The sequence below is a fragment of the Mesorhizobium sp. M0048 genome, from assembly GCF_040323405.1.
GTDB lineage: Bacteria > Pseudomonadota > Alphaproteobacteria > Rhizobiales > Rhizobiaceae > Mesorhizobium.
The window spans coordinates 78724-104302 of sequence record NZ_JAMYUV010000007.1; the positions used below are offsets into that span (position 1 = coordinate 78724).

Here is a 25579-nt window from a genome sequence, read left to right on the forward strand (position 1 = left end):
CCACCCCGTTCCGGACAGGAACTTTTGCGGAAGCTTGCCGTTTGGCTTTGCGTCCGCTTCGGCGGCTGCAATATCAGTCTTGAAAGCAATTCCGTTGGACACGAAGCCTCAAAGCGTCGAACAAGACGTCGAGCCTGTAAATGAAACTCGGGAGCAACCGGCCCGGGTGCGAGAATCTCGTGGGCGATCGGCAGAGCCCCGGCAGGAACAGCCCGACGGGAATGCCTCGCAACGAAAGGCCGGTCTGCTCGGCTTTCCCAGGCGCCATCCCTATGCGGCCGCAGCGATAGCACTTGCGCTGTTGCTCGTCGCGGCAGGCATCGCGATCTGGTGGCTGAACGCTCGCCAGTACGAATCGACCGACGACGCCTTCATAGACGCGCGCACGGTGACGATCGGCGCGCAAATAGCCGGCCGCGTTACCGAGCTGGCGGTTACCGACAATCAGCATGTACAGGCCGGCGATGTCCTCCTGCGTATCGATGACAGCGACTATCAGGCAAACCTGAAGCAGGCCGATGCCGGCGTCGCTGCGGCCGAGGCCGCAATCGTCAATGTCACCGCCCAGGTCGAGGCTCAAAACGCAAAGGTGAACGCTGCCCAGAGGCAGGTTGCCCAGGCCAAGGCGGCGCTGGATTTCGCCAAGGCCGAGGATCAACGCAACCGCGAACTCCTGGCCAGGGGCACGGCAACGCAGCAGCAGGCGCAGCAGGCGGCATCGACGTTGCGTCAGGACCAGGCCGCGCTGGACAGCGCCGAGGCCAATGTCGCCTCGGCAAAAAGCCAGGTTTCGGTCTTGCAGGCACAGGCCAGGAGCGCCGAGGCGCAGCTCGAGCAGGCCAAGGCCAGCCAGGAGCAAGCTCGCACGACGCTGTCGCGCACGACTATCACAGCACCCGCAGCCGGGCGCGCAACGAGCATTTCCGCCGCGAACGGCACCTACGCCCAACCCGGCCAGGTATTGATGATGTTCGTTCCCGACGAGGTCTGGGTGAAGGCCAACTTCAAGGAGACGCAGCTCGATCTGATGCGGCAGGGACAGCCGGTCGACATCGACATCGACGCCTACCCGGACAAGTCCTTCCATGGCCGCGTCGACAGCATCCAGGCCGGCAGCGGCACCGCCTTCAGCCTCCTGCCGGCTGAAAATGCCACCGGCAATTACGTCAAGGTGGTGCAGCGCGTGCCGGTCAAGATCGTCTTCGACAAGCCGCCGGATGTGCTTCTCGGTCCCGGCCTGTCGGTGGTGCCGACGGTCAAGGTGCGATGAACGGCGAAACCGCCAGAAATCAGGGCGAAAGCCGATCCGCCGCCGGGACGCACAATCCCTGGCTTATCGCCGTCGTCGTCTCCATCGCCACTTTCATGCTGGTGCTGGACACCTCGATCGCCAATGTCGCCCTGCGCAATATCGCCGGCAGCCTGGCGGCCGGAATGGACGAAAGCACCTGGGTGATTACCACCTATCTCGTTGCCAACTCGGTGATCATCCCGGTCAGCGGCTGGCTGGCAAACGTCATCGGCCGCAAGCGCTACTACATGCTCTGCGTTGCGACCTTCACCGTCGCGTCGCTGCTGTGCGGACTGGCGCCCAACCTGGAACTGCTCATCCTGTTCAGGGTCCTTCAGGGACTCGGCGGCGGCGGCATGGCGCCAAGCGAGCAATCGATCCTTGCCGATACGTTCCCGCCAGAAAAGCGCTCGCAGGCCTTCGCGCTTTACGGCATTGCGGTCATCGTCGCACCGACGGTCGGGCCGACGATCGGCGGCTGGCTGACGGACCATTTCTCCTGGCACTGGATCTTCTTCATCAACGTGCCGTTCGGCATCCTGTCGCTGGCGCTGGTGCAGTGGCTCTTGGTCGAACCGGACGTACTCGAACGCGAACGCAAGGAACGGCTGAAAGGCGGCCTGAAGATCGATGGGGTCGGTTTCGTCCTGGTGGCGATAGCCTTGGGGTGCCTGGAGATCTTTCTCGACCGGGGCCAGCGCTACGATTGGTTCGCCTCGAATTTCATCACCACTTTCGCAGTGATTTCCGCGATCGCGTTCCTGCTGCTTATCCCATGGGAAATCAGTCGCAGCGATCCGGTCGTCGACATGCACCTATTGTTCACGCGCCAGTTCGGCACGGCGTTCCTGGTCATGATGGCAGTCGGTGCTATCCTGTTCAGCACCACCCAGATCGTGCCGCAGCTGCAGCAGACGACATTTGCCTACACCGCGACGCTCTCGGGCCTTTCGATGATGCCGGGCGGCATCGCCATGCTGATCTTGATGCCGGTGTCCGGATTTGTAGGCAGCATCGTGCAGCCCAAATATCTGATCATGATGGGCATGTCGGTGGTCGCAGTGGCCCTTTGGCACATGACCTCGCTTACTCCGGACGCCAGCTTCCGCTTCTTTGCCTTTGCCCGTGTTTTCCTGATGGTCGGGCTGCCGTTCCTGTTCATTCCCATTTCAACCGCGGCCTATGTCGGCCTGCCCCCGCAGAAGACCAACCAGGCGTCGGCGCTGATCAACGTTGCACGCAATATCGGCGGCAGCATCGGCGTCTCGCTGTCCAACACCGTCATTTCGCAAAGCTCCCAGATCCATCAATCGAATCTGGTCGGCCACACCGCGCAATCGTCGCCCGCCTATCAGCAGGCGCTTCGGCAGGCGACTGAGCATTTCGTCGCCCAGGGTTCGCCGATGGTCGAGGCGAAGCAGCATGCGATCGGCTGGCTTGGTCAGTTGATCGCCCGCCAGGCCACGCTGCTCGCCTATGTCGATGTCTTCCGCTACTGCGCGGTGGCAACCGCCCTGCTGGTTCCGCTGGCGCTGCTGCTGCGGTCAAGCAAGTCGGGTGGCAGCCAGCCGAATCCCGAAATGGGCTGACCGGCAAGTGCGACGGTGTGGTTTTCCAAAAACGGGCAAGCCGGGAACCAGCCGACCTGTTGCGTTGTTCTGCGCCAAGAGGAGATGATTACGATGGCCACTATCCCCACACCCGAGCCGACACCGACGCCGGTGCCACCGCCTCCTATTCCCGATCCCAAGCCCGTGCGTGAGCCGGACCCCGACAGGCTCCCCGACGAGGACCCCGTTCCCAACCCGGATGAAAACGACATTCCACCGAAGCGGACGGCTTTTTAGCCGGCAATTGCCGTGATCGTTCTGCAGTGTGTACTGCGATTGCCTGCGCCAGTGGCGCCGCCTGTCAGATTTCGAGCATGGCGTAGGGGCGGCCGGTCGGCTTGGCGACATGCATGGCAACGTTATAGACCGACGCCCCGCCCGGCGTGCGGCCCTCGTAAGCGCCGCGATGCGCATGACCATGCACAACCGCGCTGACCTGGAACCGGTCTATCGTCTCGGCCAGACGTGACGAACCGAGAAACGGGAAGATCTCCAGCGGCTCGCCTTCGACCGTCTCGACGACAGGCGCGTAGTGCAGAACGACAAGCGTGCGTTTGGCGCGGACCTGCCGCATAGCGTTTTCAAGCCGCATCGCTTCGTTCACGCTTTCCGCCACCATCGACTTGATGGCCGGCTCGCCGAAGGAGCCGAGCATGCGCGACCCAAAACCGCCAACGAAACCCTTGACCCCCACGAACCCGACCTCGTGAATCTCCGTCGCCTCGCCATCGAGGAGGTGAACGCCCGCCTGGCGCAGAATATCGGTGACCTGCTCGACGGCGCCTGACTCATAGTCGTGGTTGCCAAGCACGGCGACGACCGGGATCGTGCAGGCACGCAGTTCCTCGGCAAGGATTTCGGCCTCCCTAGGCTTGCCGAGATTGGTAAGGTCGCCCGTCAGCACGAGAACCTGGGCTTCGCGCGACATTTCGCCGAAAAGGTCGCGGTACGAGGCCTGGTCCTCCTTGCCGACATGCAGATCGCCGATGGCGGCGACCTTGAGAGTGCCGCCATTTTCCGCCTTTGCCGAAGCAGATTCGAGCTCGTCAGCCATCGCTATATTCTCCTTCACCGCCGACGTCGGCAAAGCCCCATTGCTTGACGTCGATCTCATAGTCGGTTCGTGAAAGCATGCGCCCGCGGCAGATCCGCATCCGGGAAGGCGGCAATTCGCGCTGCTTGGCCAGCCGGTCAAGCAGTTCGTCGAGCAGCCACGCGGGCACCCGGTCGCGCTCCGTCGGATAGATCCATCGGAAGTTCAAGAGATGCATCAGCAGAACTTCCCAATGGACTTCCATGTAGGAAAGCAGCCTTTGCCAGTCGATCTGGTCGTGCGCCTTGAGGATGGTATGCGCGACGTCGGCCCCATCGTGGCGGCCGCGATCCTGGATGAAGCATTTGGACCAGATAAGCTCGGTTGGGCCGATGATCCGCACCTGGCTGCCCAGTAATTCGGCCTGGCGAGCATGCTCCAGCCACTGGTCGTCGACAGGCATTGTGCCGTTCATCGAGGTGAAGATGACGTCGAAAAAATGCGTGCCCTTGAACACTTTGCCGAGCCACCGGTCGTCCTCAACCACGACGGCGTAGCCGATCTGCTTGAAATGGGCGAGGATGCGCGCGCAGTCGCCAGCCTTGCAGAAAATGTCCAGATCCTTGGTCGGGCGGGTGATCCCGGTATAGGCGCTTACGGCATAGGTGCCGGCGACGAGAAAGGGGATGCCGGTCGCGACAAGCTCGCGGATCGCTTCGATATAAAAGACCTCCGCTTCGGCATTGCGAGGCGTCGGGGCGGCTTTTGGATCGACCGACGGAACTGATGCCGGGATGGCGCTTTTCGGTGGGGGATCGATGATCATAAGCAATGGCTCCTGGCTCGGCAGACCAGCAGCCGCCTGTATCTAATAGCCAAGCATGCCCGATGGTTCCCGCCTGCTGCATCAGGCCGACACGCCGCCGTGGCCGGCCTTCGAAGCGGCTATGGGCGAGGTTGCGGCGGCGGCCATAAAAAGAAAAAATATGTGAGCGGCTATTTTTGGAGTCAAAATCGCAGCGCGATCGGCCTCAAACGCGTCGAGATCGGCTCAAACGCGTCGAGGCGGAGTGGACCCCGCCATCCTCCGGTCCAGCAAGGATTGGCTTCAACATGGTTCCGGAGCTGTCGGAGGCGCTGCGCACCCGGCTTAACAGCCACTTGAGCGCCCGTAGCCAAACCGACTCTGTTTTTCGGAACGCTGCAGGCGGCGTGGCGAAAAGCCCATTCTCCATTTTGTAATTCCTCACTGTCTCAGTCCAATCAGCGTTCTTCAACGAGCAAAACTGGTGTTGGTTCCGCCTCGCCGTCGGGGAATGCGGGCTGGCCAGGCGAAGCCACCATTATGGGTTCAAGCAGGCTAGTCTCGCGCGGCAAGATCAGCGCCTCGCGAGATCGCATCCTCGGCGACCAAGTCGCGTAATTGCTAGCCGGCGGGATTCAGCTCGTATCCTGATGTGCCGGCTCTGGACACGGTCCGCGAAGGCTGAAATTGTGACCGGTATTTCCAGTTGCAAATTTGGTTGGGCTCGGCGGGATGGCGCTGGTTTCTGAAGACATTGCCAGCCATCCGGCATTGCGTCGGCACGTCCAGGCTCAGTCGCGGGCGCTGCTCCAGACCTATGAAGCGAACCCGCGGCTGGCTTCGGTGTTCGCCACGCAACAACGCTGGCTGATGGCCCATATCGGCCTTGCCTTGTATTTCGATCGAGAGCCGGACGACCATCGCAAGGGACTTACGTCCGCACGGTTCATGGACGGAATCCGCCGGCATTCGGTGGCCAGCCGCAACACCGCCGATGCCTTCCTGAAGGAGATGCTGCATTACGGTTTCATCCGGCATCTGCCGATTAAATACGGGCGCATCCGCCCCTTTGAGCCGGTCGCGGGCACTCTGGAGACGGTTGCCGGCTGGGTCATGGCTCATCTGAAAACGCTGGACAGCCTGGACGGTGGATCTCGACTGGCTGCATTCGTCGCACAACCGGACGTGCTCGCCAAACTGCAGCCGCTGGTGGCCGACGGCCTGCTTTCGTCGCATGCCGTGCGCGAGCCAAGACAGACTTTTTCCTTGTTCACCTGGCTCGACAATGGCGGCATCGTGATGGATCGGCTGATGTCCGGCGTCGATCCCGATCATGCCGACCTGGACCGAATTCCGACCGGTGTCGTCTCAATCGGAGATTTCGCGAACTGGCTCAAGCTTTCCCGGACCCACCTTTCACGCAAATTGCGCGATGCGGAGGAACTTGGCAGCATCGGCTGGCTGGGCCAGCGCGGTCATTCGGTCATGTGGGTGTCGAGCGAGTTTTATCAGGAATACATGACCGCCCAGGCGGTCAAGCTCGCCATCATCGATTCAGCCTTCGACAATTGTGTTGTAACTCCCGACGCCAGCTGAACCGCCAGCCGAACGCCGTCGTGGCGGCCTTGGCGCCGCCGCGACGGAGGTCTGGCATTTCAATCGATGTCGAACGACACGCCCTGCGCAAGCGGCAGCGCCTTGGAATAGTTCACCGTATTGGTAGCGCGCCGCATATAGGCCTTCCAGGCATCGGAGCCGCTCTCGCGGCCGCCGCCGGTTTCCTTCTCGCCACCGAAGGCGCCGCCGATCTCGGCCCCTGACGTGCCTATATTGACGTTGGCGATGCCGCAGTCCGATCCGTCGACGCTAAGAAAGCGCTCGGATTCCTGCAGGTCGCGGGTAAAGATCGACGATGACAGCCCCGCTCCCACCGCATTGTGTTCTTCTAGCACGGCGTCGAAGTCCGAATATTTCATCACGTAGAGGATGGGCGCGAAGGTCTCCTCCGTCACTGGCGAAACCTGCCGCGGCATTTCGACCAGCGCCGGACGCACATAGTAGGCCTCGGGATGGCCGTTCTCGACCCGCATTCCGCCGGTTATCTTACCGCCATGCGAAGCCGCCTCCTCCAGCGCCTTCTGCATATTCTTGTAGGCAGCCTTATCGATCAGCGGGCCGACCAGAGCGCTTGTCTCCAGCGGATTGCCGACCGAGACGCTTTCATAGGCCTTCTTCAGGCGCGGAACGAGCTGGTCGTAGACGCTCTCATGCACGAACAGGCGCCTGAGCGTCGTGCAGCGCTGGCCGGCCGTGCCCATGGCGCCGAAGGCGATGGCGCGGAGCGCCATGTCGAGATCGGCCGTCGGGCAGACGATGCCGGCATTGTTGCCGCCGAGCTCCAGCACGGCACGGGCAAAGCGCTTCGCCAGCCGTGGTCCGACGTCCCTGCCCATGCGCGTCGAGCCGGTCGCCGAGACCAGCGGCACCTTGGGATGATCGACCAGGATCTCGCCGACGGCGCGATCGCCGATCAGAACCGGCGCCAGCCCCTTCGGCGCATCGCCGAAACGCTCTGCTGCACGCTTGAAGATCGCTTCGCAGGCGAGCGCCGTCAGCGGTGTCTTCTCGGACGGCTTCCACACCACCGCGTCGCCGCAGACCAGCGCAAGTGCTGCGTTCCACGACCATACCGCGACCGGAAAGTTGAAGGCCGAGATGACCCCGACGACGCCGAGCGGATGCCAGGTTTCCATCATACGATGGCCGGGACGCTCGGTGGCGATGGTCAGGCCGTACAGTTGCCGGGAAAGACCGACGGCGAAATCGCAGATGTCGATCATCTCCTGCACTTCGCCAAGACCCTCGGATGGGATCTTGCCGACTTCGATCGATACCAACCGGCCAAGCTCGGCCTTGTGTGTGCGCAATTCCTCGCCGAGCAGCCGTACCAGTTCTCCACGCTTGGGAGCTGGCACCTGCCGCCACGCCAGGAAAGCTTTGTAGGCATTGTCGATGGTCGTCGCCGCATCGGCCGGCGAGATGGTCTTCAGCGCGGCGATCTGCTCGCCGGTCACCGGGCTGCGGACGATGAGGTCGCCGCCCGTGAGCGCGCCTTCGGCAACGCCCAGTTTCGCCAGAAGCCCGGCCGTTTCCTTCGCAATCGTCATTTTCATCCCTTTCAGATCCCGTCGCTCATATGGCGTCGGTCCAAGCCTGGCGCCATACCCGCCCCCTGCCGGTTGGCACACCAGGCGCTGTCATGGCGTGGCATTACTCGTTTCAGGGAAAAATCGCCACCCCGGCATGGTCTAAGCAAAGGTCAGACCGTTGAACCAGGCGAAGGCGTCGGATCAATGCGCCGTTTGCTTGGCGCCTTCTTTCATCAGCCGGTCGATATGCATGCGGATATGCGCGGCCTCGGCGGCGGTATTGGCAAGCGCGATGGCGCGGTCGAAAGCGACGCGCGCCTCCTCGCCGCGGTCAAGCTGCATCAGCAGTCCGCCCTTGAGGCCGAAGAAATGGAAATAGCCGGAAAGCCGCCCCTCCAGCGGCTCGATCATGGCGAGTGCGGCTTCCGGTCCACGCACCTTGGAGACCGCGACGGCGCGGTTGAGCGTCACCACCGGCGACGGCTGCATCTGCTCGAGCAGGCCGTAGAGCAGGTCGATCTCGTTCCAGTCCGTATCCTCGGGCTTTTCCGCCCGCGCATGCAGTGCGGCGATCGCCGCTTGCACCTGGTACGGACCGGGCTTGCGATGGCGCAACGCCTTATCGACCAGCGCCAGGCCTTCATCGATCATCTTGCGGCTCCACAGGCTGCGGTCCTGGTCTTCGAGCAGTACGATCTCGCCGTTCTCGTCGAAGCGGGCAGGCGCGCGTGCATGTTGCAGCAGCAACAGCGCCGTCAGCCCCATGATCTCCGGCTCGGTCTGGAACAGCCTGAGCAGCAGCCGGGCCAGCCGGATCGCCTCTTCGCAAAGCGGCGCACGCGCCGATGCCTCGCCGCTGTTGCTGGAATAGCCTTCGTTGAAGATCAGGTAGACCATGGCAGCGACGGCGGCGAGCCGTTCGGAGCGCTCGACCGCTCCCGGCGTCTCGAACGGCACCCCGGCGTCGGCGATACGCGCCTTGGCGCGCGTGATACGCTGCTCCATCGCGCTCTCACCGACGAGGAAGGCGCGGGCGATCTGCTTGACCGTCAGGCCGGAGACGATGCGCAACGCCACGGCGATCTGCTGTGTGGCCGGCAGGTCTGGATGGCAGCAGATGAACAGCAGCCGCAAAATATCGTCACGGTAATGCGCCCCGTCCAGCCGCTCGGCGACGTCGCTCTCGGCATCTTCCAGGTCGGAGATCTGGTCCTCCTCCGGCAGCGGCGCCTGCTTGGCGCGCTTGCGCACCGCATCGATGCCGCTGTTGCGGCCGACGAAGATCAGCCAGGCTGCCGGATCGCGCGGCGGGCCGTTTTTCGGCCAGTTGTTCAGTGCCCTCAGGCAGGCGTCCTGGAATGCTTCCTCCGCGGCATCGAGGTCGCGGAAGTAGCGCAGCAATGCCCCCATCACCTGCGGGCGAGCGGTGCTGATTGCCGTGCTGATCCAGGCGAGTTCGGTCATGCGGAAACCTTGGCGGGATTGAAGAGCGAGACCGGCCGGATTTCATAGGAGCCGCCGCTCGGGTTGACCTCGGAAAGCTCACGCGCGAAGTCGACGGCCTCATCGAGGTCGGCGCATTCGAGCGTGTAGAAGCCGAGGAACTGTTCCTTGGTTTCGGCAAACGGGCCGTCGATGACGATCGATTCGCCCTTGACCTTCCTCAGTGTCGTCGCCGCGGTCGTCGGCAAGAGCCGCGCCACCGGGCCAAGGCGGCCCGCCTGGGCATATTTTTCCTGCACACCCAGAAGTTTTTCCATGACGGCATCGTCCTGCTCCTTGCTCCAGGAGCAGACGACGTCTTCAGAGGCATAGCAGAGGATCGCGTAGAGCATGGTTCGTCCTTTTCTCTGTCAAAGGACGAAACACTAGGACCGATGCCGACATGGCGTCGACAAAAAAATACGTCGCCGGTCTGGCGTCATTCCCTCGCCCTCAGCCATCTCAAGACCAAGGCCTCCTCGTCGTCGAGCCCGGCGACCGAGCGCTTGCCTTTGTTGGCATCCGCCATTTCGTCAAGCAGCCGTCCTTCGGACCAGGCGCGGAACACTTCCGGATGGATGTAGCATTGGCGACAAACCGCGCGTGTGTTGCCGAGCCGCTCGGCAACCTTGTCGATGACATTGTTCATCACCCGCTTTTGCTGCGCCTGGCTTTCGGGACGTTCGGTTTGCGCAAACAGCGACGCGGCATGAATGGTGCCGCCCCAGGTTCTGAAGTGCTTGGAGCTGAACTCCGCTCCGGCGTTTTCCCTGATATAGCGGTTGACGTCGTCTGAGCGCACCGGATGCCTGTTTCCGTCCTCGTCGAGATACTGGAACAACTTCTGCCCCGGCAAGTCCTGCGCTCCGCGCACGACCTTGGCAATCCGGCGATCGACAAGCTTCAATCTCCATTCCTTGCCGGATTTGCCGATGAAGGCGAAGCGCAGGCTCGAGCCCTTGATGTCGACATGGCGGTCCCGCAGCGTGGTCAACCCAAAACTCTTGTTGTCGCGCGCGTAGGCGGCATTGCCGACACGGATCATCGTGTTGTCGAGCAGCCAGACGATAGCCGCAACGACGCGTTCCAGCGGCAGGCCGTGACGGCGCAAATCGACGTCGATCTGCCGCCGCAGGTCGGGCAGGCTCTCGGCGAAGGCGACCAGGCTCGAATATTTGACGCCGTCACGCTCCTCCGCCCAGTGCGGGTGATAGCGGTATTGTTTGCGTCCGCGCTGGTCCCGACCGGTCGCCTGGATATGACCATCGGGGTCTGGCGAGATCCAGACATCCGTCCAGGCCGGTGGAATGGCGAGCGCCTTGATGCGTGCCAGCGCCTCCCCGTCGACAATCCGCCCGTCGGGTCCTTTGTACGAGAACCCCTTGTCCGAACGCAGCCGGCGAATACCGGGTTCAGTGTCGGTGACATAATTGAGCGAGGCCCGAACGGCCGAGGCTTGCGCGCCATTCTCCAGCGCCCCGTTCTGCGGCACCCCGTTCTTTGGTGCAGCTTTCCTCACAGCCGATCGGCCAGACGACGACTCGGATTTGTCCAGCATGTCCTCTCCACGGAATTTCCGTAGATAAGCCGCTTGCCGGCTGCCGGTTCCACGCCTCTTGATTTCTTGGTCTCAGGACAGCCTAGCGACGTCGCGTGCAATGACGACGTGCGTCGTCACGCCTTTTCGAGCACGACCGGTATGACGTCGACCGCCTGTTCGCCGACCTGCCCGCCCGTGGTTTTCAACACGCCGACGATCGGCGCCACATCGGAGTAGTCGCGGCCGTAGCCGACCGTGATATGGTCGTTGCTTGCCCGCATGCCATTGGTCGGATCGAATTCCTGCCAGCCGGCATCGCGTCCGCACCATACCTTGACCCAGGCATGCATGGCGTCGGCGCCTTCGAGCCGCGGCTTCCCGCGCGGCGGTATGGTGCGCAGGAACCCGCTGACATAGCCCGCGGGAATGCCGAGGCCGCGCAGGCCGGCGATCATGATGTGGGAAAAATCCTGGCAGACGCCGCGCTTCAGGCCAAAGGCGTCGCTGGCCCGCGTCTGCACGGTGGTCGCCTCGCCGTCATAGGTGAAATCGCGGTGAATGCGGTTGCACAGAGCCATGGCCGTGCCGACTGTCGAACTGCCGGCACTGCCTTTCGCATAGGCAGTGATTGCCGCGTCGATGCCGGCATGATCGCTGGCGGCCAGAAAGTGATGCGGCGAAGCCGGCGCCAGCGAGTGCACTGCGCCGAGTTCTTCCCTCAGCCGGCGTATGTCCGGCGATACGTCGAGCCCGGGTTCGGGCCGCGACACTGAAACACGCGCGCTCATCCTGATGTCGAGCGCATCATGCGCGTCACGAAAGGCGATCGAGGTGACACTGTTGCCGAAAAAGTCGGAAAAGTCGGAACGTTCGCTGGGCGCCGGCACAAAAGACAGTGATGCGGCGATGACGCGCTGCACGCCAGGGATGGTCGGCGGCAGCACGCGCACCTGATGGCGGCCGCCGCCGGCCGCCGCATCATAGTCGTAACGCAGATGAAGCCTGATGTCGTAGAGCATGCTGTCTCTACCCGAAATAGGCTTTGGCGAGGCTGTTGTAGAGCCCGCCGATTTCATTGGCGAGATCGCCGAGGGCCTCGGCCGTCATGTCCGAGGGCTCCTTGATGGCGATCGACGTGTTGAGCTGCAGAATTTCCTTGGCCGCCGGCGACATATGGCCTTCAGCGCCGACGGAGGGCAGCAGCGCGATTTCGGCCTTCAGCCGTTCGAGCTGGAAAAGGATCGAGCGCGGGTTGAGCGGATCGAGCGCCAGAAGGTCGACCACCGTGCGCCGCCCCGCCTGCACCGGATATTGCCGACGGTGCGTCATGACGCTGTCGCCGATCTCCAGCATCATGTCGAGTGCGCCTTCAGGCGCCTGGGCTCTGGTCAGCCGGGCGAGCGTGCGGGCGATCTGGATGCCGCGTTCGAGCCTGCGGCCGATTTCGAGGAAACGCCAGCCGGCAAAGCGGTACATGTTCTCGTGCAGCAGGCCGGAAAACCCGGCCAGCTTGCGCAGGATCACCGTCATTGCCCTTGTCGCGTCATCGCCCGGCGCCACCGTGGCGGCAAATTGATGGATGGTTTTCGACAGATCCTTCAATGCCAGCCAGCCATCCGGCGAGAAACGGTCTCGGATCTGTCCGGCACTGTAGACGGCGCTGTCCAGGGTGCTGATGAGCCCCAATGGGATTGCCGTCTCGACATCGATGCCGAACGGCGCGAGATGGTCCCTGATATCGGCGAGCAGCGGCATCTCGGGATCGGATGTCTCGGCCAGCCGCACATGGTAGGCGCGCAGGATGCGCACCGTGTCTTCCGACCGCTCGATATAGCGCCCAAGCCATGTCAGGTTTTCCGCCGCGCGGCTGGGCAGGCTGCCTGGCAAGGTTCGGGTAAAGCTGTCGTGCTCCTGCGGCAGCAGCGTCTCGCGCTCCACCGGCCTGTCGCTGACCACCCAGACATCCGCCGCCTGGCCGCCGCGCTGCATGGCGATGGCCGTCGGGTCGAGCGAAAAGCCGACACGGGCAAAACCGCCCGGCATCACGGTCCAGCCTTCGGGCGTCCGCGCCAGATAGACGCGCAGGCTTGCCGGCCGCGGCTCCAGCCAGCCGCCGACATAGACCGGGGTGGTCGACAGCGTCACCGCTTCCTGGCCGACGAAGTCGCCGCCGTCCCGTTCGATCCGGGCGACGAGTTCGGTCCGCTCCTCGACCGACAGCGCTGACCCTAGCTTGGTCGAGCCGTCATCCTCGAAGGCAAGCCGCGTCGACAGCGCCGGGCCGATCACCATGCTATCGATATTGGCGAGCACATGCTCGCGCTCCGCCTCCTGCCCGCACCACCACGTCGCGACGGTCGGCAGCAGCAGCTCCTCATTGCGCAGGGCGCGCGAAATCTTCGGCAGGAAGGCGAGCAGCGCGCGTGTCTCCATCAGGCCGGAGCCCAGCGCGTTGACGGCCGAAACCGCCCCCTGCCGGACCGCTTCGACCAGCCCCGGCGTGCCGATCTGCGAGTCCGGCCGCAGTTCGAGCGGATCTGCGAAGGCGGCGTCGAGCCGCCGCCACAAGACGCTCACCGGCATCAGCCCCGAAACCGTGCGCACCATCAGCCTGCCGCCCGAGACGGTCAGGTCCTCGCCCTCGAGCAGCATGATGCCGAGATAGCGGGCGATATAGGCATGTTCGTAATAGGTTTCGTTCAGCGGTCCCGGCGTCAGGATGGCGACACGGCCACCGGCTTGCTTGGCCATGCCGATCAGCGCATCGCGAAAACGGCGGAAGAAGCCGGCCAGGCGGTGCACATGCATTTCGCCGTAGATGTCGGACAGCGCCCTGGTGGTGGCGACGCGGTTTTCCAGTGCAAAGCCGGCGCCCGATGGCGCCTGTGTGCGGTCGCCAAGCACCCACCAGCGGCCATCCGGGCCACGGCCGAGCTCGAAGGCGCAGAAATGCAGGAAATGGCCGCTGGCCGGCCTGGTGCCGACGACCGGCCGCAGATACTCCGGGCTGGCCGCGATTAATCCGGCCGGCAGAATGCCTTTCTCGACCAGCCGGTTCGGCCCGTAAATGTCGGCGATGGTCTCCTCGAACAGATCGGCACGCTGGACCAGGCCGGCGCTGATGGCAGCCCATTCCTGCTCCTCGATCAGCAGCGGCACATGCGCCAGCGGCCATTCCCGCTCGTTGGCGCCGGCCTTGTCGTAGACGCGGTAGTAGACGCCGGCATCGCGCAGGTACTGGTCGGCGCGGGCGAAGCGCTGGGCAAGCTTTTCCGGCCCCAGGTCCTCCAGCGCCTCGATGAAGTGCCGCCAGGCCGGCCGCGGATTGCCCGACGCATCGACCATCTCGTCGACGACGCCGTCGATCGGCTGGTAGTGCTCCAGCAGACTGTGGGTCTGCGGCTTGCTGCGCAGCCTTTTGTGATTCCCCTTCGCCATGGCTGATCAGAGTCTTTGCGGTCGCCGAAGGTCAAGGGTCATCGGGAAATCTTCAGAGGCTTCTTCGTTGCGCAGCACATAGCTGGACGGCGTATGGCCACGCGGCTCGAAGCGGGCGAGCCGCCGCGCCTCCGCTTCGTTGCCGTTGACGGGGAACGTGTCGTAGCTGCGCCCGCCGGGATGCGCGACGTGGTAGACGCAGCCGCCGACCGCGCGGCCCGACCAGCGGTCATAGATGTCGAAGACCAGCGGCGTGTTGACCGGCAGCGCCGGATGCAGGCCCGACGCCGGCTGCCAGGCCTTGAAGCGCACGCCGGCCACCGCGATCTCGCGGTTGTCGGTCACCTTCATCGGCACCAGGCGGCCGTTGCAGACGACCGCGTGACGCTCCGGGTTGAGCCCCTCGGTCTTCACCTGCAGCCGCTCGACGGAGGAATCGACAAAGCGCACGGTGCCGCCGATGGCGCCTTGCTCGCCCATGACATGCCACGGCTCCAGCGCCTGCCTGAGCTCCAGCTTGATACCGGCATGCTGGACCTCGCCGCAGAACGGGAAGCGGAATTCGAGCTGGGCGTCGAACCATTCCGGACGGAATGCAAAGCCGTTCAGCTTGAGGTCGTCCAGCACATCGAGAAAGTCAGCCCAGACATAATGCGGCAGCATGAAACGGTCGTGCAGCGAGGTGCCCCAGCGCACGAAGCGGCCGTCGAGCGGGTTCTTCCAGGCCCGAGCGATGATGGCGCGCACCAGCAATTGCTGCGCCAGGCTCATGCGCGCGTTGGGCGGCATCTCGAAGCCGCGGAATTCGACCAGCCCGAGCCGGCCGGTCGGCCCGTCCGGCGAAAACAGCTTGTCGATGCAGATTTCCGAGCGATGGGTATTGCCGGTCACGTCGGTCAGAAGGTTGCGGAACAGCCGGTCGACCAGCCACGGCAGGGGTGCCGCGCCCTTGTCCGGATGCGGCACCTGCGCCATCGCGATTTCGAGTTCGTAGAGCGAATCGTGGCGTGCCTCGTCGAAGCGCGGCGCCTGGCTGGTCGGACCGATGAACAGGCCGGAGAACAGATAGGACAGCGACGGATGCCGCTGCCACTGCAGCACCAGGCTTTTCAACAGGTCGGGGCGGCGCAGGAACGGACTGTCATTGGGCGTTGCACCGCCGACGACGACGTGGTTGCCGCCGCCGGTGCCGGTATGGCGGCCGTCGATCATGAACTTGTCGGCGCCAAGCCGCGTCTGCCGCGCCTCCTCGTAGATCGCCGTGGTCGTCGCCACGCAGTCCTGCCAATTCGCGGCGGGGTGGATATTGACCTCGATGACGCCTGGATCAGGTGCCACACGGATAACGTTGAGGCGCGGATCGTGCGGCGGGCCGTAACCCTCGATATGCACAGGCAGGCCAATAGCCTTTGCCGCGTTCTCCGCCGCCGCGACCAGTTCGAGATAGTCCTCCAGCGCCTCGACCGGCGGCATGAACACACAAAGCCGTCCGTCGCGCGGCTCGACCGAAAGTGCCGTGCGCACGGCGCCGCCGATCTCGGTGATCTCCTGTTCGACGCGGTCCTGCTGGCCGGTAACGGCCGTGAAGGAAACGGCCTGCTGGCGTCGCGCCATCTCGTCGGCGCCTTCAAGTTCGGCCGACGCAGGCGAAGAAGCAGAACCGGGCAAGATCGCCTCACGCGCCGGCAACGGTCCGCGCGGCAGCGATGGGTCGACCGGCACGATGTAGGGGAACTGCGCCGGCGGCACGTAAGGCAGCGTGCCGAGCGGCAGGCGGTAACCTACCGGTGAATCTCCCGGCACCAGGAACAGCCTGCCGCGCCGCGTCTTCCACTTCTCCGAGCGCCAGCGCGGTCCGGACGCCTGGCTGTTCCAGCGCTGGACAGGCAGCACATAGCCCGACGGCTTGGTCAGCCCGCGTTCGAACACCCGCGCCATGCGGCTGCGCTCCTCCGGGTCCTCCAGCTTCGAATTGGAAGGATCGACGTTGTCAGGCAGCTTGCCCTCCTTGAGCAGCCATTCGGCGGGATCCTCATAGGCTTCGCTGACCATCGTCTTGTCGATGCCGAGTTCGTCGGCAATCGCGGTCAGCAGGCTCTCGGCCTGCATCGGTCCGACATCCGCCTCGCTCTTTTCATGCGCGATCAACGACGGGTCGCTCCACACCGGCTCGCCGTCGGTGCGCCAGTAGAGCGAGAAGGTCCAGCGCGGCAGGCTTTCGCCGGGGTACCACTTGCCTTGCCCGTAATGCAGGAAGCCGCCCGGCGCGAAGCGCTCGCGCAGCCGGCGGATCAGCGCATCGGCCTTTTCGCGTTTGGTTGGCCCGACGGCGGCGGTGTTCCACTCTGCAGCCTCGAAATCGTCGATCGAGACGAAGGTCGGCTCGCCGCCCATGGTCAGCCGCACGTCGCCGGCCTGGAGCGCGGCATCGACCTCGACCCCCAGCGCGTCCAGCGCCTGCCAGCTCTCGTCGGAGAACGGCTTGGTAATGCGCGGATGCTCGGCGATGCGGTCGACCCGCATGTCGAAGCCGAACTCGACATTGGCGAAGCTCGCCATGCCGGAGATCGGCGCGGCATTGCGGAAATGCGGCGTTGCCGCGAGCGGCACATGGCTTTCGCCGGTGAGCAGGCCGGAGGTCGGGTCGAAGCCGATCCAACCGGCGCCCGGCAGATACACCTCGCACCAGGCATGGAGATCGGTGAAGTCGACGGCGGTGCCGGGCGGCCCGTCAAGCGCGACGAGGTCGGGCTTCAGCTGGATCAGGTAGCCGGAAACGAAGCGCGCAGCGATGCCGAGGTTCCTCAGTATCTGCACCAGGAGCCAGCTGGAATCCCGGCACGACCCCTTGCCGGCGGCCAGCGTTTCCTCGGGCGAGAAGACGCCGGTTTCCATGCGCACGATATAGGCGATCTCGCGCTGCAGCCGCGCATTGAGGTCGACGACAAAATTGACGGTGTTGGTCGGGCCGCGGTCGAGGGTTTTGAGGAATGCCCCCAACAGCGGCCCCGCCGGTTCCGGCGTCCGGTAGATGGTCAGATCGTCCCTGATCTCTTCGGGGTATTCGAACGGAAACGTCTCGGCCGAGGGCTCGACGAAGAAATCGAACGGATTGTAGACCGTCATGTCGGCAACGAGATCGACCTCGATCTTCAGTTCCGTCACCGGCTCGGGGAAGACGAAGCGGGCAAGGAAATTGCCGTAGGGGTCCTGCTGCAAATTGACGAAGTGATTTGCCGGCCCGACCTTCAGCGAATGGCTGAGCACTTTCGTGCGGGAATGCGGCGCAGGCTGCAACCTTATGACTTGCGGGCCCAAGACGACCGGCCTGTCGTATTTGTAGTGGGTCAGGTGATAGACGGCTGCCAGAATTGCCATGGTGCCCCTGAGGTCGGTGTTTCAAAAGGAGTTCGCTGAACCCTGACACGAATGCTGAGCATTCTCCAAGCAGAGATGTTGCGCTGCACCTAAATTAAGCAGCTTTCATAGCTTCACGAAACGGAGCGCCGACCTTGGGATTCCGCAGTGTGGCGGCAAGACGTTGCAACGCTGCAGAGCCGAAGTCCGGCGGGTCAGCACCGGGCGCGGTCCCGCCGATATCGATGATCGGCAGCACACGCGATGCTTGGTCGAAAAGAAGCTGAAAGAAAAACCCGCCTCGGTGGGCGGGTCGTCGGCGCCGATTGGCACCATAGCGAAATTAATAGCATAGCTGCCGGCACAAAGCAAGAACAAAATGTGGCACCGTCGACGAAAAATGCCGATCTCCCGCCTTGCGGGGGGAGATGCCAGGCAGTGGCGCCCTGGAAGCGGAGGACACCTGCCAATGCTAAAAGAACGCCTGCAGCCCGGTCTGCGCCCGTCCGAGGATCAGCGCATGCACGTCATGCGTGCCCTCATAGGTGTTGACGGTTTCCAGGTTCTGGGCGTGGCGCATGACGTGGTAGCCGATCTGGATGCCGTTGCCGCCATGCATGTCGCGGGCCTGGCGGGCGATGTCGAGCGCCTTGCCGCAATTGTTGCGCTTGACGAGCGAGATCATCTCCGGCGCCATCTTGCCTTCATCCATCAACCGCCCGACGCGCAGGCTGCCCTGCAGGCCGAGCGCGATTTCGGTCTGCATGTCGGCGAGCTTCTTCTGGAAAAGCTGCGTGCCGGCCAGCGGCTTGCCGAACTGTTTGCGGTCGAGGCCATACTGGCGGGCGCGGTGCCAGCAATCCTCCGCCGCGCCCATGGCACCCCAGGAGATGCCGTAGCGCGCCCGGTTGAGGCAGCCGAACGGCCCCTTTAAGCCCGAGACATTGGGCAGCAGCGCGTCCTCGCCGATCTCGACGCCTTCCATCACCACTTCGCCGGTGATCGACGCGCGAAGCGACAGCTTGCCGCCGATCTTCGGTGCCGACAGCCCGTTCATGCCCTTTTCAAGGACAAAGCCGCGAATCTGGTTGTCATGCGCGCCCCCACTTTCGTCGGACAACTTTGCCCAGACGACGAACACGTCGGCGATCGGCGCGTTGGAAATCCACATTTTCGAGCCGAAGATCCTGTAGCCGTTCGCGGTCTTCTCGGCCCGCGTCTTCATGCCGCCCGGGTCGGAACCGGCATCAGGTTCGGTCAAGCCAAAGCAGCCGATCCATTCGCCCGACGCCAGCTTCGGCAGGTATTTCCTGCGCTGTTCTTCCGAGCCATAGGCATGGATCGGATACATCACCAGCGACGACTGCACGCTCATCATCGAGCGATAGCCGGAATCGATCCGCTCCACTTCCCGCGCGACCAGCCCGTAGGTGACGTAGTTGGCGCCGAGCCCGCCATATTCCTCGGGGATGGTAATGCCGAGCAGACCCGCCTCGCCCATTTCGCGAAAGATCCCGGCGTCGGTCTTTTCCTCAAGGTAGGCTTCCTCGATCTTCGGAGCGAGCTTGTCGGCGGCAAACGCCGCGGCGCCATCGCGCACCATGCGCTCGTCCTCCGAAAGCTGGTCCTCGATCAGGAAAGGATCATCCCAGACGAATGCGTTCTTGTCGGTGGCCATGGCTCTCGGTCTCCCAAACTCATGCATGTCGCCCAAAGCTTGCCCGCGGGCCTGACCCGAGGGGTGTTCGGCAGCCTGGAGATAACGACATGCATCGAAACAGAAATCTTGAAACGCGCGGCTTATCGGCTCCCGTCCTGAAAAAATCAAACGAAATAGCTTCGCCGATCTATGAGCATTGGTGATGGATCATCAATGTCGAGCGCCGCCGTCTGACCTGCCACAGCCCGGCTCGCGAATTATTTCCGCTTCAACGCATCGGCCAACGCGGCGCCGAACGCGCCCTGCTGCGCCGGCCGCTCCGACTGGCGTTGGGGCGCCGGCGCGCGCGGCACCGGCCTGCTGCCATTGTCGCGTGGCTTCGGTGCGCCACCGTCGCCATCCTTGCGCATCGACAGGCCGATGCGCTTGCGCTTGATATCGACGTCGACGACACGCACCTTGACCACGTCGCCGGCCTTGACCACCTCATGCGCGTCCTTGATGAACCGATCAGCCAGTTGCGAGACGTGCACCAATCCGTCCTGGTGCACGCCGATATCGACGAAGGCACCGAAGGCCGCGACATTGGTGACGGTGCCTTCAAGCTGCATGCCGGGCTTCAGATCCTTGATGTCGTCGATGCCATCGGCAAAGGTCGCGGTCTTGAAGCCGGGGCGCGGATCGCGGCCGGGCTTTTCCAGCTCCGCCAGGATGTCGCGCACCGTCGGCAGGCCGAAGCGCTCATCGACGAAGACGCGCGGATCGAGCGCCTTGAGTGCGGCGCTGTCGCCCATCAGAGAGCGAACGTCGCGCCCGCAGGCCGCAACGATCTTCTTGGCCACGCCATAGGCTTCCGGATGCACGGCGGAGGCATCGAGCGGCTCGCTGCCGTCGGGAATGCGCAGGAAGCCGGCGCATTGCTCGAACGCGCGGGGTCCAAGGCGGGAGACCTTCAACAGCTCGCGGCGGTTTGCGAACGGGCCGGTCGCGTCCCGGTGCGCAACGATCGCCTCGGCCAGCGATGCGCCGAGACCCGAAACCCGCGCCAGAAGCGGCGCTGACGCCGTGTTGAGGTCGACGCCGACGGCGTTGACCGCATCCTCGACCACCGCTTCCAGCGAGCGGCCGAGGCGGTACTGATCGACGTCGTGCTGATACTGGCCGACGCCGATCGACTTCGGCTCGATCTTGACCAGTTCGGCGAGCGGATCCTGCAGGCGCCGGGCGATCGACACCGCCCCGCGCAGCGACACGTCGAGGCCGGGAAATTCCGCCGCCGCCGTTGCCGAGGCGGAATAGACCGAGGCACCGGCTTCGCTGACGATCACCTTGAGCGGCTTCGGCCCGGACCCGGCAGGCATGTCAGCCAGCATGTCGGCCACCAGCCTTTCAGTCTCGCGGCTGCCGGTGCCGTTGCCGATCGAGATCAGCTCGACTTTATGCAGCCGGATGAGCTTGGCCAGTTCGGCCTGCGTGCCGCGGACATCATTCTTCGGCGGGAACGGATAGACCGTCGTCGTCGCCAGCAGCTTGCCGGTGCCGTCCACCACCGCCACCTTGACGCCGGTGCGAATGCCCGGATCGAGGCCCATCGTCGGCCGTGAGCCGGCAGGGGCGGCAAGCAGCAAATCCTTGAGATTGCGGGCGAAGACATGGATCGCTTCTTCCTCGGCCCGTTCACGCAAGTCCCGCATCAGATCGAGCGTCAGGTGCAGCGACAGCTTTATGCGCCAGGTCCAGCTGGCTACTTCCATCAGCCAGCGGTCTCCCGGCAACTGGCGGCCGATGGCATAAGCATCGGCAATCATCCGCTCGACCGGCTTCACCGGCGAGGCATCGTCGGCATCGACCTCGATGTCGAGCGACAGAACCTCCTCGTTGCGGCCGCGCAGCATGGCCAGCGCGCGATGGCTCGGCACGTTGGCCCAGCGCTCTACATGGTCGAAATAGTCCGAAAATTTGGCGCCGGCCTCCTGCTTGCCGTCGACGACGCGCGACCGCAGGAATGCGCGTTCCTTCATATAAGTCCGCAATCTGCCGACCAGGTCGGCATTCTCGGCGAACTGCTCGGACAGGATGTCGCGCGCACCCTCGAGCGCTGCCTTGGCGTCTGCCACGCCTTCGCTGATGTAGGCCAGCGCCAGCTCGGCGGGCGTGGCCGCACGGTCGGCGAGAATAGCTTCCGCCAGCGGGCCCAGCCCACGCTCGCGCGCGATCTCGGCCTTGGTCCGGCGCTTCGGCTTGTAAGGCAGGTAGATATCTTCGAGTTCCGCCTTGGTCACGGCAGCAGCGATTTTCGCTTCAAGCCCCTCGGTTAGCTTGCCCTGCTCGCGGATCGAACCAAGGATGGTGTCGCGGCGCGCGTCGAGTTCGCGCAGATAGGCGAGCCGCTCGGCAAGATCGCGCAGCTGCGTGTCGTCGAGGCCGCCGGTGACCTCCTTGCGGTAGCGCGCCACGAAGGGCACTGTCGCGCCGTCGTCCAGCAAACCGATCGCCGCCGCAGCCTGTTCGGGCCGCGCGCCGATTTCGGCGGCTATGATGATTGCGATGCGCTTGATGTCGGATGCCATGTCCTACCTGTCGTTGGTCGAAAAGAGCAGCGACCATAGGCGGAGACGCCCGCTGCGCCAACCGCAGCGTTTTCAACCCGCTGAAAGGTCCACAGGAAAGCTGCATGAGCGGTACAGATCGGATCAGACCATCCGGCTCAGCGCCTCGAAGAAAGAAATCAAATCCAGATCGAGCGGATCGTCGACCGGTACCGGCTGCGACGACATCTTTGCGATGACAATTTCAGCCATCGGATTGACGTAAAGCCACTGGCCGTGAATGCCGATGCCGCAGAAGGCGCCGCTTGCCGCGCCCGTCTGGTACCATTTGTTGCGATAGCGGCCACGCGGAAACAGGGACGCCATCGTGCCGCGCCGCCATGCCTCGGCGTCACCGCCGGTTTCGGTCGTGTCGCGCATCCAGGCTTCCGGCACGACGCGGCGGCCATTGGCCACGCCACCTTGCCGCATCATCTCGCCGACGCGCGCAAGGTCGCGCGGTGTCACCGAAATGCCGCCGGCGGTACGCGCCGTGCCTTCCATGTCGACTGTCACCGAGGCGTCGCCGACGGCGCCGAGCGGCTCCCATAATTTCTCGCGCATCAGATCGGCGAAACGCTGGCCAGACGCGCGTTCGAGCAGGATGCCGAGCAGGTCGGAATTGGGCGAAAGGTAGCGGAACGTCCGGCCATGCGGCTCGGTCAGGCTCTGCAGCGTCGTGAGGAAAGTGGCCAGGCCCTCGGTGCCCCCGCCTGGATTCCACAGCATTGCACGGCGATAGCGGGCGAAGGCGCTGTCCGGATCGAGATAGGCCTCTTCGAAATCGAGGCTGACACTCATGTCGAGCACGTGCCGCACACGTGCATCGCCATAGGCCGAGCCGGGGGCTTCGGGCAGGTAGCGGCTTACCGGAGCCTGCGGATCGAAAATCCCCTCGCCTTCCAATATGCCGGCAACAATGGCGGTCAGCGACTTGCTGATCGAAAAGACGATGTGGCGTGAACCGAACTCCATATGCGGTGCGAACCAGTCGCCGACGAATTTGCCGGCTTTCATGATCGTCAGCGCGTCGGTATCGGAGCGCGCGAGAAACGCCGCGACAGTCTCCGCGCCGCCTGCAAGGGCGACCTTTTCGCCAAGTAGCCCGCCGAAATCCTGCGCCGGCGCCTCGCTGCTGCCCGGCCTTGCCGTCACGGCAGCGCTCGGCACCAGCTCGCCGACATTCTGGAACGACCACCGGCTGAACGGGCTTTCCCGCCAATTGCCGAGCAGCACTTGGTTTCGGGCAAAGCCATACCTGGTCTCAAACGCGGTCTTGCCGGTCATAGCGTTCCTTCAGGATCTTTTGGCCGAGTTTCAGGCGAGCGCTGCGGCGATGGCGTGCACCGCTTGCAGCGTCGCCACAGAATAGGCGACGTTGGTGAAATCCGGATAGCTCGAAAGCTTGACCACGACCATTTTCGTATCCCAGTCGATGTGGATCAGCTGTCCGAACACGCCACGGCACATCAGCGCCCGCGAGCGCGGATCCTCGATCCAGAACTGGTTGCGATAGCTGCCTTCCGGCAGGCTGGGACTGAAATCCGGCCCATGCCTGCCATTGCGCGTCGCCTCGATCCAGTCGGCCGGCACGATGCCGCCACCATTGCCGAGGATCAGCTGGCCGAAGCGGCCATAATCGCGCAGCGTGGCGTTGAAGCCGCCATCGGCAACCGCATAGCCGGCGCTGTCTACGGTGAAGCAGGCACTTTCATCCGCGCCGAGCTTTTGCCAGAGCTCTTCCGAAACCAGCTGCGCCAGCCGTTTGCCGCTCACCCGTTCCATGATGAAGGCAAGCACGTCGGTCTCGATCGAGCGGTATTCGAAGGCAGCGCCGTGCGGCCGGCTCTTTTCCTTGAGCCCCAGGATCAGTTCGAACATATGCGATGGCCAGCGCAATTCCGGATCGCAGTCCGGCGGCACCGGCTTCCAGCCGGTGGCGACATCGACCTGGCCGATGTCGGAATAGGGGTCGGTGTATTCCTCGGAAAAGCGCACCCCGCTCGTCATGTCGAGCACATGCTGCACGCTGGCGCCCTCCCAGCCGGTCGCTTCCAGCTCCGGCAGATAGGTGGTCACCGGCAAACCCGGATCGATCAGTCCGCGTCCGACCAGTATGCCGAACACCGATGCGGTGACCGACTTCGCCATCGACTGGGACAGATGCAGCGTGCGCTCGGTCATGCCGTTGAAGTAGCGCTCATAGGCGACCTTGCCGCGCTTCAGCACCAGGAAGCCGTCGGTGTAAGTCTCGTCAAGCAGTCCAGCCAGCGTCGTCGGCTGCCCCATGCTGTCGCCCACCGGCAGCACGTCGAGATCGACCTCGGCTCGCTCCAGCCTGTGGCGATGGCCATTGCCGCGCCAGACCTCGACGGTCGGCAGGATTTCGCGAATATGCTGGAACGCCCAGCGGTTCCATGGCGGCCGGTCCCATTCGAGCTTCGGCGGCACCATCCGCGGCGGCGAACCCTGCATGATCGGCGGCGCCGGTTCGCTGTTGCGATAAGAAATCATAGGCAGTCCGATCGCCGGGAAAAGGCCCGGCGGCAATTGCCGCCGGGTTTCGTCCGGATGTGGATTACTTCTGCAGTTCGGTCCAGATCTTGCTGTAGATGGCCTGCACTTCCTCTGAACACAATTTTTGCAGCTCGCCATGCGCCTTGACGTCTTCCGGGATGATGACTTCCGGCGCATCCTTCATATCGGCTGGCATGTACTTGTCGGAACCGGCAATGCCGTTGGCGTAGCGGTGGAAGGCGGACAGGCCGGCGGCGTTTTCCGGATCCATGATGAAGTTCTGGAACAGCTTGGCGTTCTCGACATTCTTTGCGTCCTTCAGGACCATGACATTGTCGCTCCAGAGGCCAAAACCTTCCTTGGGATAGAAATAGTGGATCTTGGGATTCGCCAGCCGCTGGCGCAGGGCTGAGCCGTTCCAGTCGCTGGTTGCCTTGAAATCGCCGGCGCCCATTTTCTCGATGGTATTGTATTCCATCGCGATCCAGTTCGGCTTGGCAGCAACCAGCGTGTCACGCACCTTCTTCAGCGTTTCCTTGTCGCTGGCGCATTGCGCGCCGCCGACATATTTGGTCGCCGCGAACATGACGTCGTTCATTTCCGGCACGACGTTGACCTTGCCCTTCAATTCGTCTGGTGTGTTGAAGATGATGCCCCAACTGTCCGACGGCCCCTTGTAGACATCGGTGTTCACCACGATGCCCACCGTGCCCCAGGCCCACGGCACGGAATATTTGCGGCCGGGATCGAAATCGGGATTGGCCCATTCTGGCGCCACGTTCTTGAAGTTCTCCATCTTGCCGGGATCGGTCTCCTGCACGAGGCCTTCCTTGATCCAGATCGGCACGAAGGTTTGCGAAGGCACCGCGATGTCGAAGCCGGTGCCGCCCTGGCGAACTTTGGCCAGCGCCGTATCGTTCGAATCGTAATCGGTGATGGTCACCTTGACGTTGTATTTCTGCTCGAACTTTTTGATCACATCGGGGCTGGTGTAGTTGCCCCAATTGTAGATGTTGAGCTCACCGTCGGCGCGAGCAAGGCTCGTCGAGGCGAGCAGCGCCAGCCCGATGGCGGTCGCCGTGGTCTTCCAGTTCATGGTCTTAGCTCCC

Annotated in this window: 18 protein-coding genes; 4 read left to right on the plus strand and 14 right to left on the minus strand. The window is 63.7% G+C overall.

Features of this window, described 5'->3' with window-relative positions; translation table 11 throughout:
• Positions 1-166: 166 nt before the first annotated feature.
• The 3 genes from NKJ84_RS09795 to NKJ84_RS09805 all read left to right on the plus strand — a co-directional run bounded on the left by NKJ84_RS09795 (position 167) and on the right by NKJ84_RS09805 (position 3138).
• Positions 167-1270 carry an HlyD family secretion protein gene (locus NKJ84_RS09795; protein ID WP_352506285.1) on the plus strand — a complete coding sequence of 368 codons (1104 nt, stop codon included), beginning with the start codon at positions 167-169 and terminating at the stop codon, positions 1268-1270.
• Positions 1267-2880 carry a DHA2 family efflux MFS transporter permease subunit gene (locus tag NKJ84_RS09800; protein WP_352506286.1) on the plus strand — a complete coding sequence of 538 codons (1614 nt, stop codon included), beginning with the start codon at positions 1267-1269 and terminating at the stop codon, positions 2878-2880. Before NKJ84_RS09795 ends, NKJ84_RS09800 begins: the two co-directional genes overlap by 4 nt.
• A 93-nt stretch (positions 2881-2973) precedes the next feature.
• The gene (locus tag NKJ84_RS09805; RefSeq protein ID WP_352478323.1) at positions 2974-3138 is read left to right on the plus strand and encodes a hypothetical protein; all 165 of its coding nucleotides are present in this window, start codon (positions 2974-2976) and stop codon (positions 3136-3138) included.
• A 64-nt stretch (positions 3139-3202) separates the two neighbouring features.
• On the opposite strand, the gene NKJ84_RS09810 is transcribed toward NKJ84_RS09805, so the two are convergent.
• Together NKJ84_RS09810 and NKJ84_RS09815 are read right to left on the minus strand one after the other, a co-directional pair.
• Entirely contained in the window at positions 3203-3955 is a 753-nt protein-coding gene (locus NKJ84_RS09810) for a metallophosphoesterase family protein (RefSeq protein ID WP_254817011.1), read from the minus strand.
• Positions 3948-4760 carry a nucleotidyltransferase family protein gene (locus NKJ84_RS09815; RefSeq protein ID WP_254817010.1) on the minus strand — a complete coding sequence of 271 codons (813 nt, stop codon included), beginning with the start codon at positions 4758-4760 and terminating at the stop codon, positions 3948-3950. Before NKJ84_RS09815 ends, NKJ84_RS09810 begins: the two co-directional genes overlap by 8 nt.
• Before the next feature lie 711 nt (positions 4761-5471).
• On the opposite strand from NKJ84_RS09815, the gene NKJ84_RS09820 reads away from it, so the two are divergent.
• Entirely contained in the window at positions 5472-6335 is an 864-nt protein-coding gene (locus tag NKJ84_RS09820) for a hypothetical protein (protein WP_352506287.1), read from the plus strand.
• A 59-nt stretch (positions 6336-6394) separates the two neighbouring features.
• On the opposite strand, the gene amaB is transcribed toward NKJ84_RS09820, so the two are convergent.
• The 12 genes from amaB to NKJ84_RS09880 form a co-directional block, all read right to left on the minus strand.
• Complete coding sequence (gene amaB, locus NKJ84_RS09825; RefSeq protein ID WP_352506288.1) at positions 6395-7906, minus strand: L-piperidine-6-carboxylate dehydrogenase; 1512 nt, start codon at positions 7904-7906, stop codon at positions 6395-6397.
• Between the two features lie 183 nt (positions 7907-8089).
• Positions 8090-9352 carry an RNA polymerase sigma factor gene (locus tag NKJ84_RS09830; RefSeq protein WP_254817008.1) on the minus strand — a complete coding sequence of 421 codons (1263 nt, stop codon included), beginning with the start codon at positions 9350-9352 and terminating at the stop codon, positions 8090-8092.
• Positions 9349-9723, minus strand: coding sequence for a YciI family protein (locus NKJ84_RS09835; RefSeq protein ID WP_254817007.1), 375 nt, complete (start codon positions 9721-9723; stop codon positions 9349-9351). The genes NKJ84_RS09830 and NKJ84_RS09835 overlap by 4 nt, the downstream gene beginning before the upstream one ends.
• An 86-nt stretch (positions 9724-9809) precedes the next feature.
• On the minus strand, positions 9810-10928 hold the full coding sequence (locus tag NKJ84_RS09840; protein ID WP_352506289.1) for a DNA topoisomerase IB: 1119 nt from the start codon (positions 10926-10928) through the stop codon (positions 9810-9812).
• A gap of 116 nt (positions 10929-11044) precedes the next feature.
• Entirely contained in the window at positions 11045-11929 is an 885-nt protein-coding gene (locus NKJ84_RS09845) for a transglutaminase family protein (protein ID WP_352448166.1), read from the minus strand.
• A 7-nt stretch (positions 11930-11936) separates the two neighbouring features.
• A complete protein-coding gene (locus NKJ84_RS09850; RefSeq protein ID WP_352506290.1) occupies positions 11937-14348 on the minus strand; it encodes a circularly permuted type 2 ATP-grasp protein in 2412 nt (803 codons plus the stop codon).
• Positions 14349-14354: 6 nt separating this feature from the next.
• Complete coding sequence (locus NKJ84_RS09855; protein WP_352506291.1) at positions 14355-17726, minus strand: transglutaminase family protein; 3372 nt, start codon at positions 17724-17726, stop codon at positions 14355-14357.
• Between the two features lie 451 nt (positions 17727-18177).
• Positions 18178-19383: an acyl-CoA dehydrogenase gene (locus tag NKJ84_RS09860; protein WP_352506292.1), complete on the minus strand. Its 1206-nt coding sequence runs from the start codon at positions 19381-19383 to the stop codon at positions 18178-18180.
• Positions 19384-19622: 239 nt separating this feature from the next.
• On the minus strand, positions 19623-21935 hold the full coding sequence (locus NKJ84_RS09865) for a Tex family protein (RefSeq protein WP_352506293.1): 2313 nt from the start codon (positions 21933-21935) through the stop codon (positions 19623-19625).
• Between the two features lie 123 nt (positions 21936-22058).
• Positions 22059-23240 (minus strand): serine hydrolase domain-containing protein, encoded by a 1182-nt coding sequence (locus tag NKJ84_RS09870; RefSeq protein ID WP_352506294.1) that lies wholly within the window; start codon positions 23238-23240, stop codon positions 22059-22061.
• A gap of 30 nt (positions 23241-23270) precedes the next feature.
• Positions 23271-24467, minus strand: coding sequence for a serine hydrolase domain-containing protein (locus tag NKJ84_RS09875; RefSeq protein ID WP_352506295.1), 1197 nt, complete (start codon positions 24465-24467; stop codon positions 23271-23273).
• A gap of 64 nt (positions 24468-24531) precedes the next feature.
• Entirely contained in the window at positions 24532-25566 is a 1035-nt protein-coding gene (locus NKJ84_RS09880) for an ABC transporter substrate-binding protein (RefSeq protein WP_254816998.1), read from the minus strand.
• Between the last annotated feature and the right edge of the window lie 13 nt (positions 25567-25579).

Excerpts from the sequence above, each read along its gene's own strand:
- NKJ84_RS09870 (WP_352506294.1), bottom strand. The coding sequence starts at position 23,240 with ATGACCGGCAAGACCGCGTTTGAGACCAGGTATGGCTTTGCCCGAAAC.
- NKJ84_RS09810 (WP_254817011.1), bottom strand. The coding sequence starts at position 3,955 with ATGGCTGACGAGCTCGAATCTGCTTCGGCAAAGGCGGAAAATGGCGGC.
- NKJ84_RS09875 (WP_352506295.1), bottom strand. The coding sequence starts at position 24,467 with ATGATTTCTTATCGCAACAGCGAACCGGCGCCGCCGATCATGCAGGGT.
- NKJ84_RS09845 (WP_352448166.1), bottom strand. The coding sequence starts at position 11,929 with ATGCTCTACGACATCAGGCTTCATCTGCGTTACGACTATGATGCGGCG.
- NKJ84_RS09840 (WP_352506289.1), bottom strand. The coding sequence starts at position 10,928 with ATGCTGGACAAATCCGAGTCGTCGTCTGGCCGATCGGCTGTGAGGAAA.
- NKJ84_RS09850 (WP_352506290.1), bottom strand. The coding sequence starts at position 14,348 with ATGGCGAAGGGGAATCACAAAAGGCTGCGCAGCAAGCCGCAGACCCAC.
- NKJ84_RS09855 (WP_352506291.1), bottom strand. The coding sequence starts at position 17,726 with ATGGCAATTCTGGCAGCCGTCTATCACCTGACCCACTACAAATACGAC.
- NKJ84_RS09860 (WP_352506292.1), bottom strand. The coding sequence starts at position 19,383 with ATGGCCACCGACAAGAACGCATTCGTCTGGGATGATCCTTTCCTGATC.
- NKJ84_RS09805 (WP_352478323.1), top strand. The coding sequence starts at position 2,974 with ATGGCCACTATCCCCACACCCGAGCCGACACCGACGCCGGTGCCACCG.
- NKJ84_RS09880 (WP_254816998.1), bottom strand. The coding sequence starts at position 25,566 with ATGAACTGGAAGACCACGGCGACCGCCATCGGGCTGGCGCTGCTCGCC.
- NKJ84_RS09830 (WP_254817008.1), bottom strand. The coding sequence starts at position 9,352 with ATGACCGAACTCGCCTGGATCAGCACGGCAATCAGCACCGCTCGCCCG.
- NKJ84_RS09800 (WP_352506286.1), top strand. The coding sequence starts at position 1,267 with ATGAACGGCGAAACCGCCAGAAATCAGGGCGAAAGCCGATCCGCCGCC.
- NKJ84_RS09865 (WP_352506293.1), bottom strand. The coding sequence starts at position 21,935 with ATGGCATCCGACATCAAGCGCATCGCAATCATCATAGCCGCCGAAATC.
- NKJ84_RS09815 (WP_254817010.1), bottom strand. The coding sequence starts at position 4,760 with ATGATCATCGATCCCCCACCGAAAAGCGCCATCCCGGCATCAGTTCCG.
- amaB (WP_352506288.1), bottom strand. The coding sequence starts at position 7,906 with ATGACGATTGCGAAGGAAACGGCCGGGCTTCTGGCGAAACTGGGCGTT.
- NKJ84_RS09835 (WP_254817007.1), bottom strand. The coding sequence starts at position 9,723 with ATGCTCTACGCGATCCTCTGCTATGCCTCTGAAGACGTCGTCTGCTCC.
- NKJ84_RS09820 (WP_352506287.1), top strand. The coding sequence starts at position 5,472 with ATGGCGCTGGTTTCTGAAGACATTGCCAGCCATCCGGCATTGCGTCGG.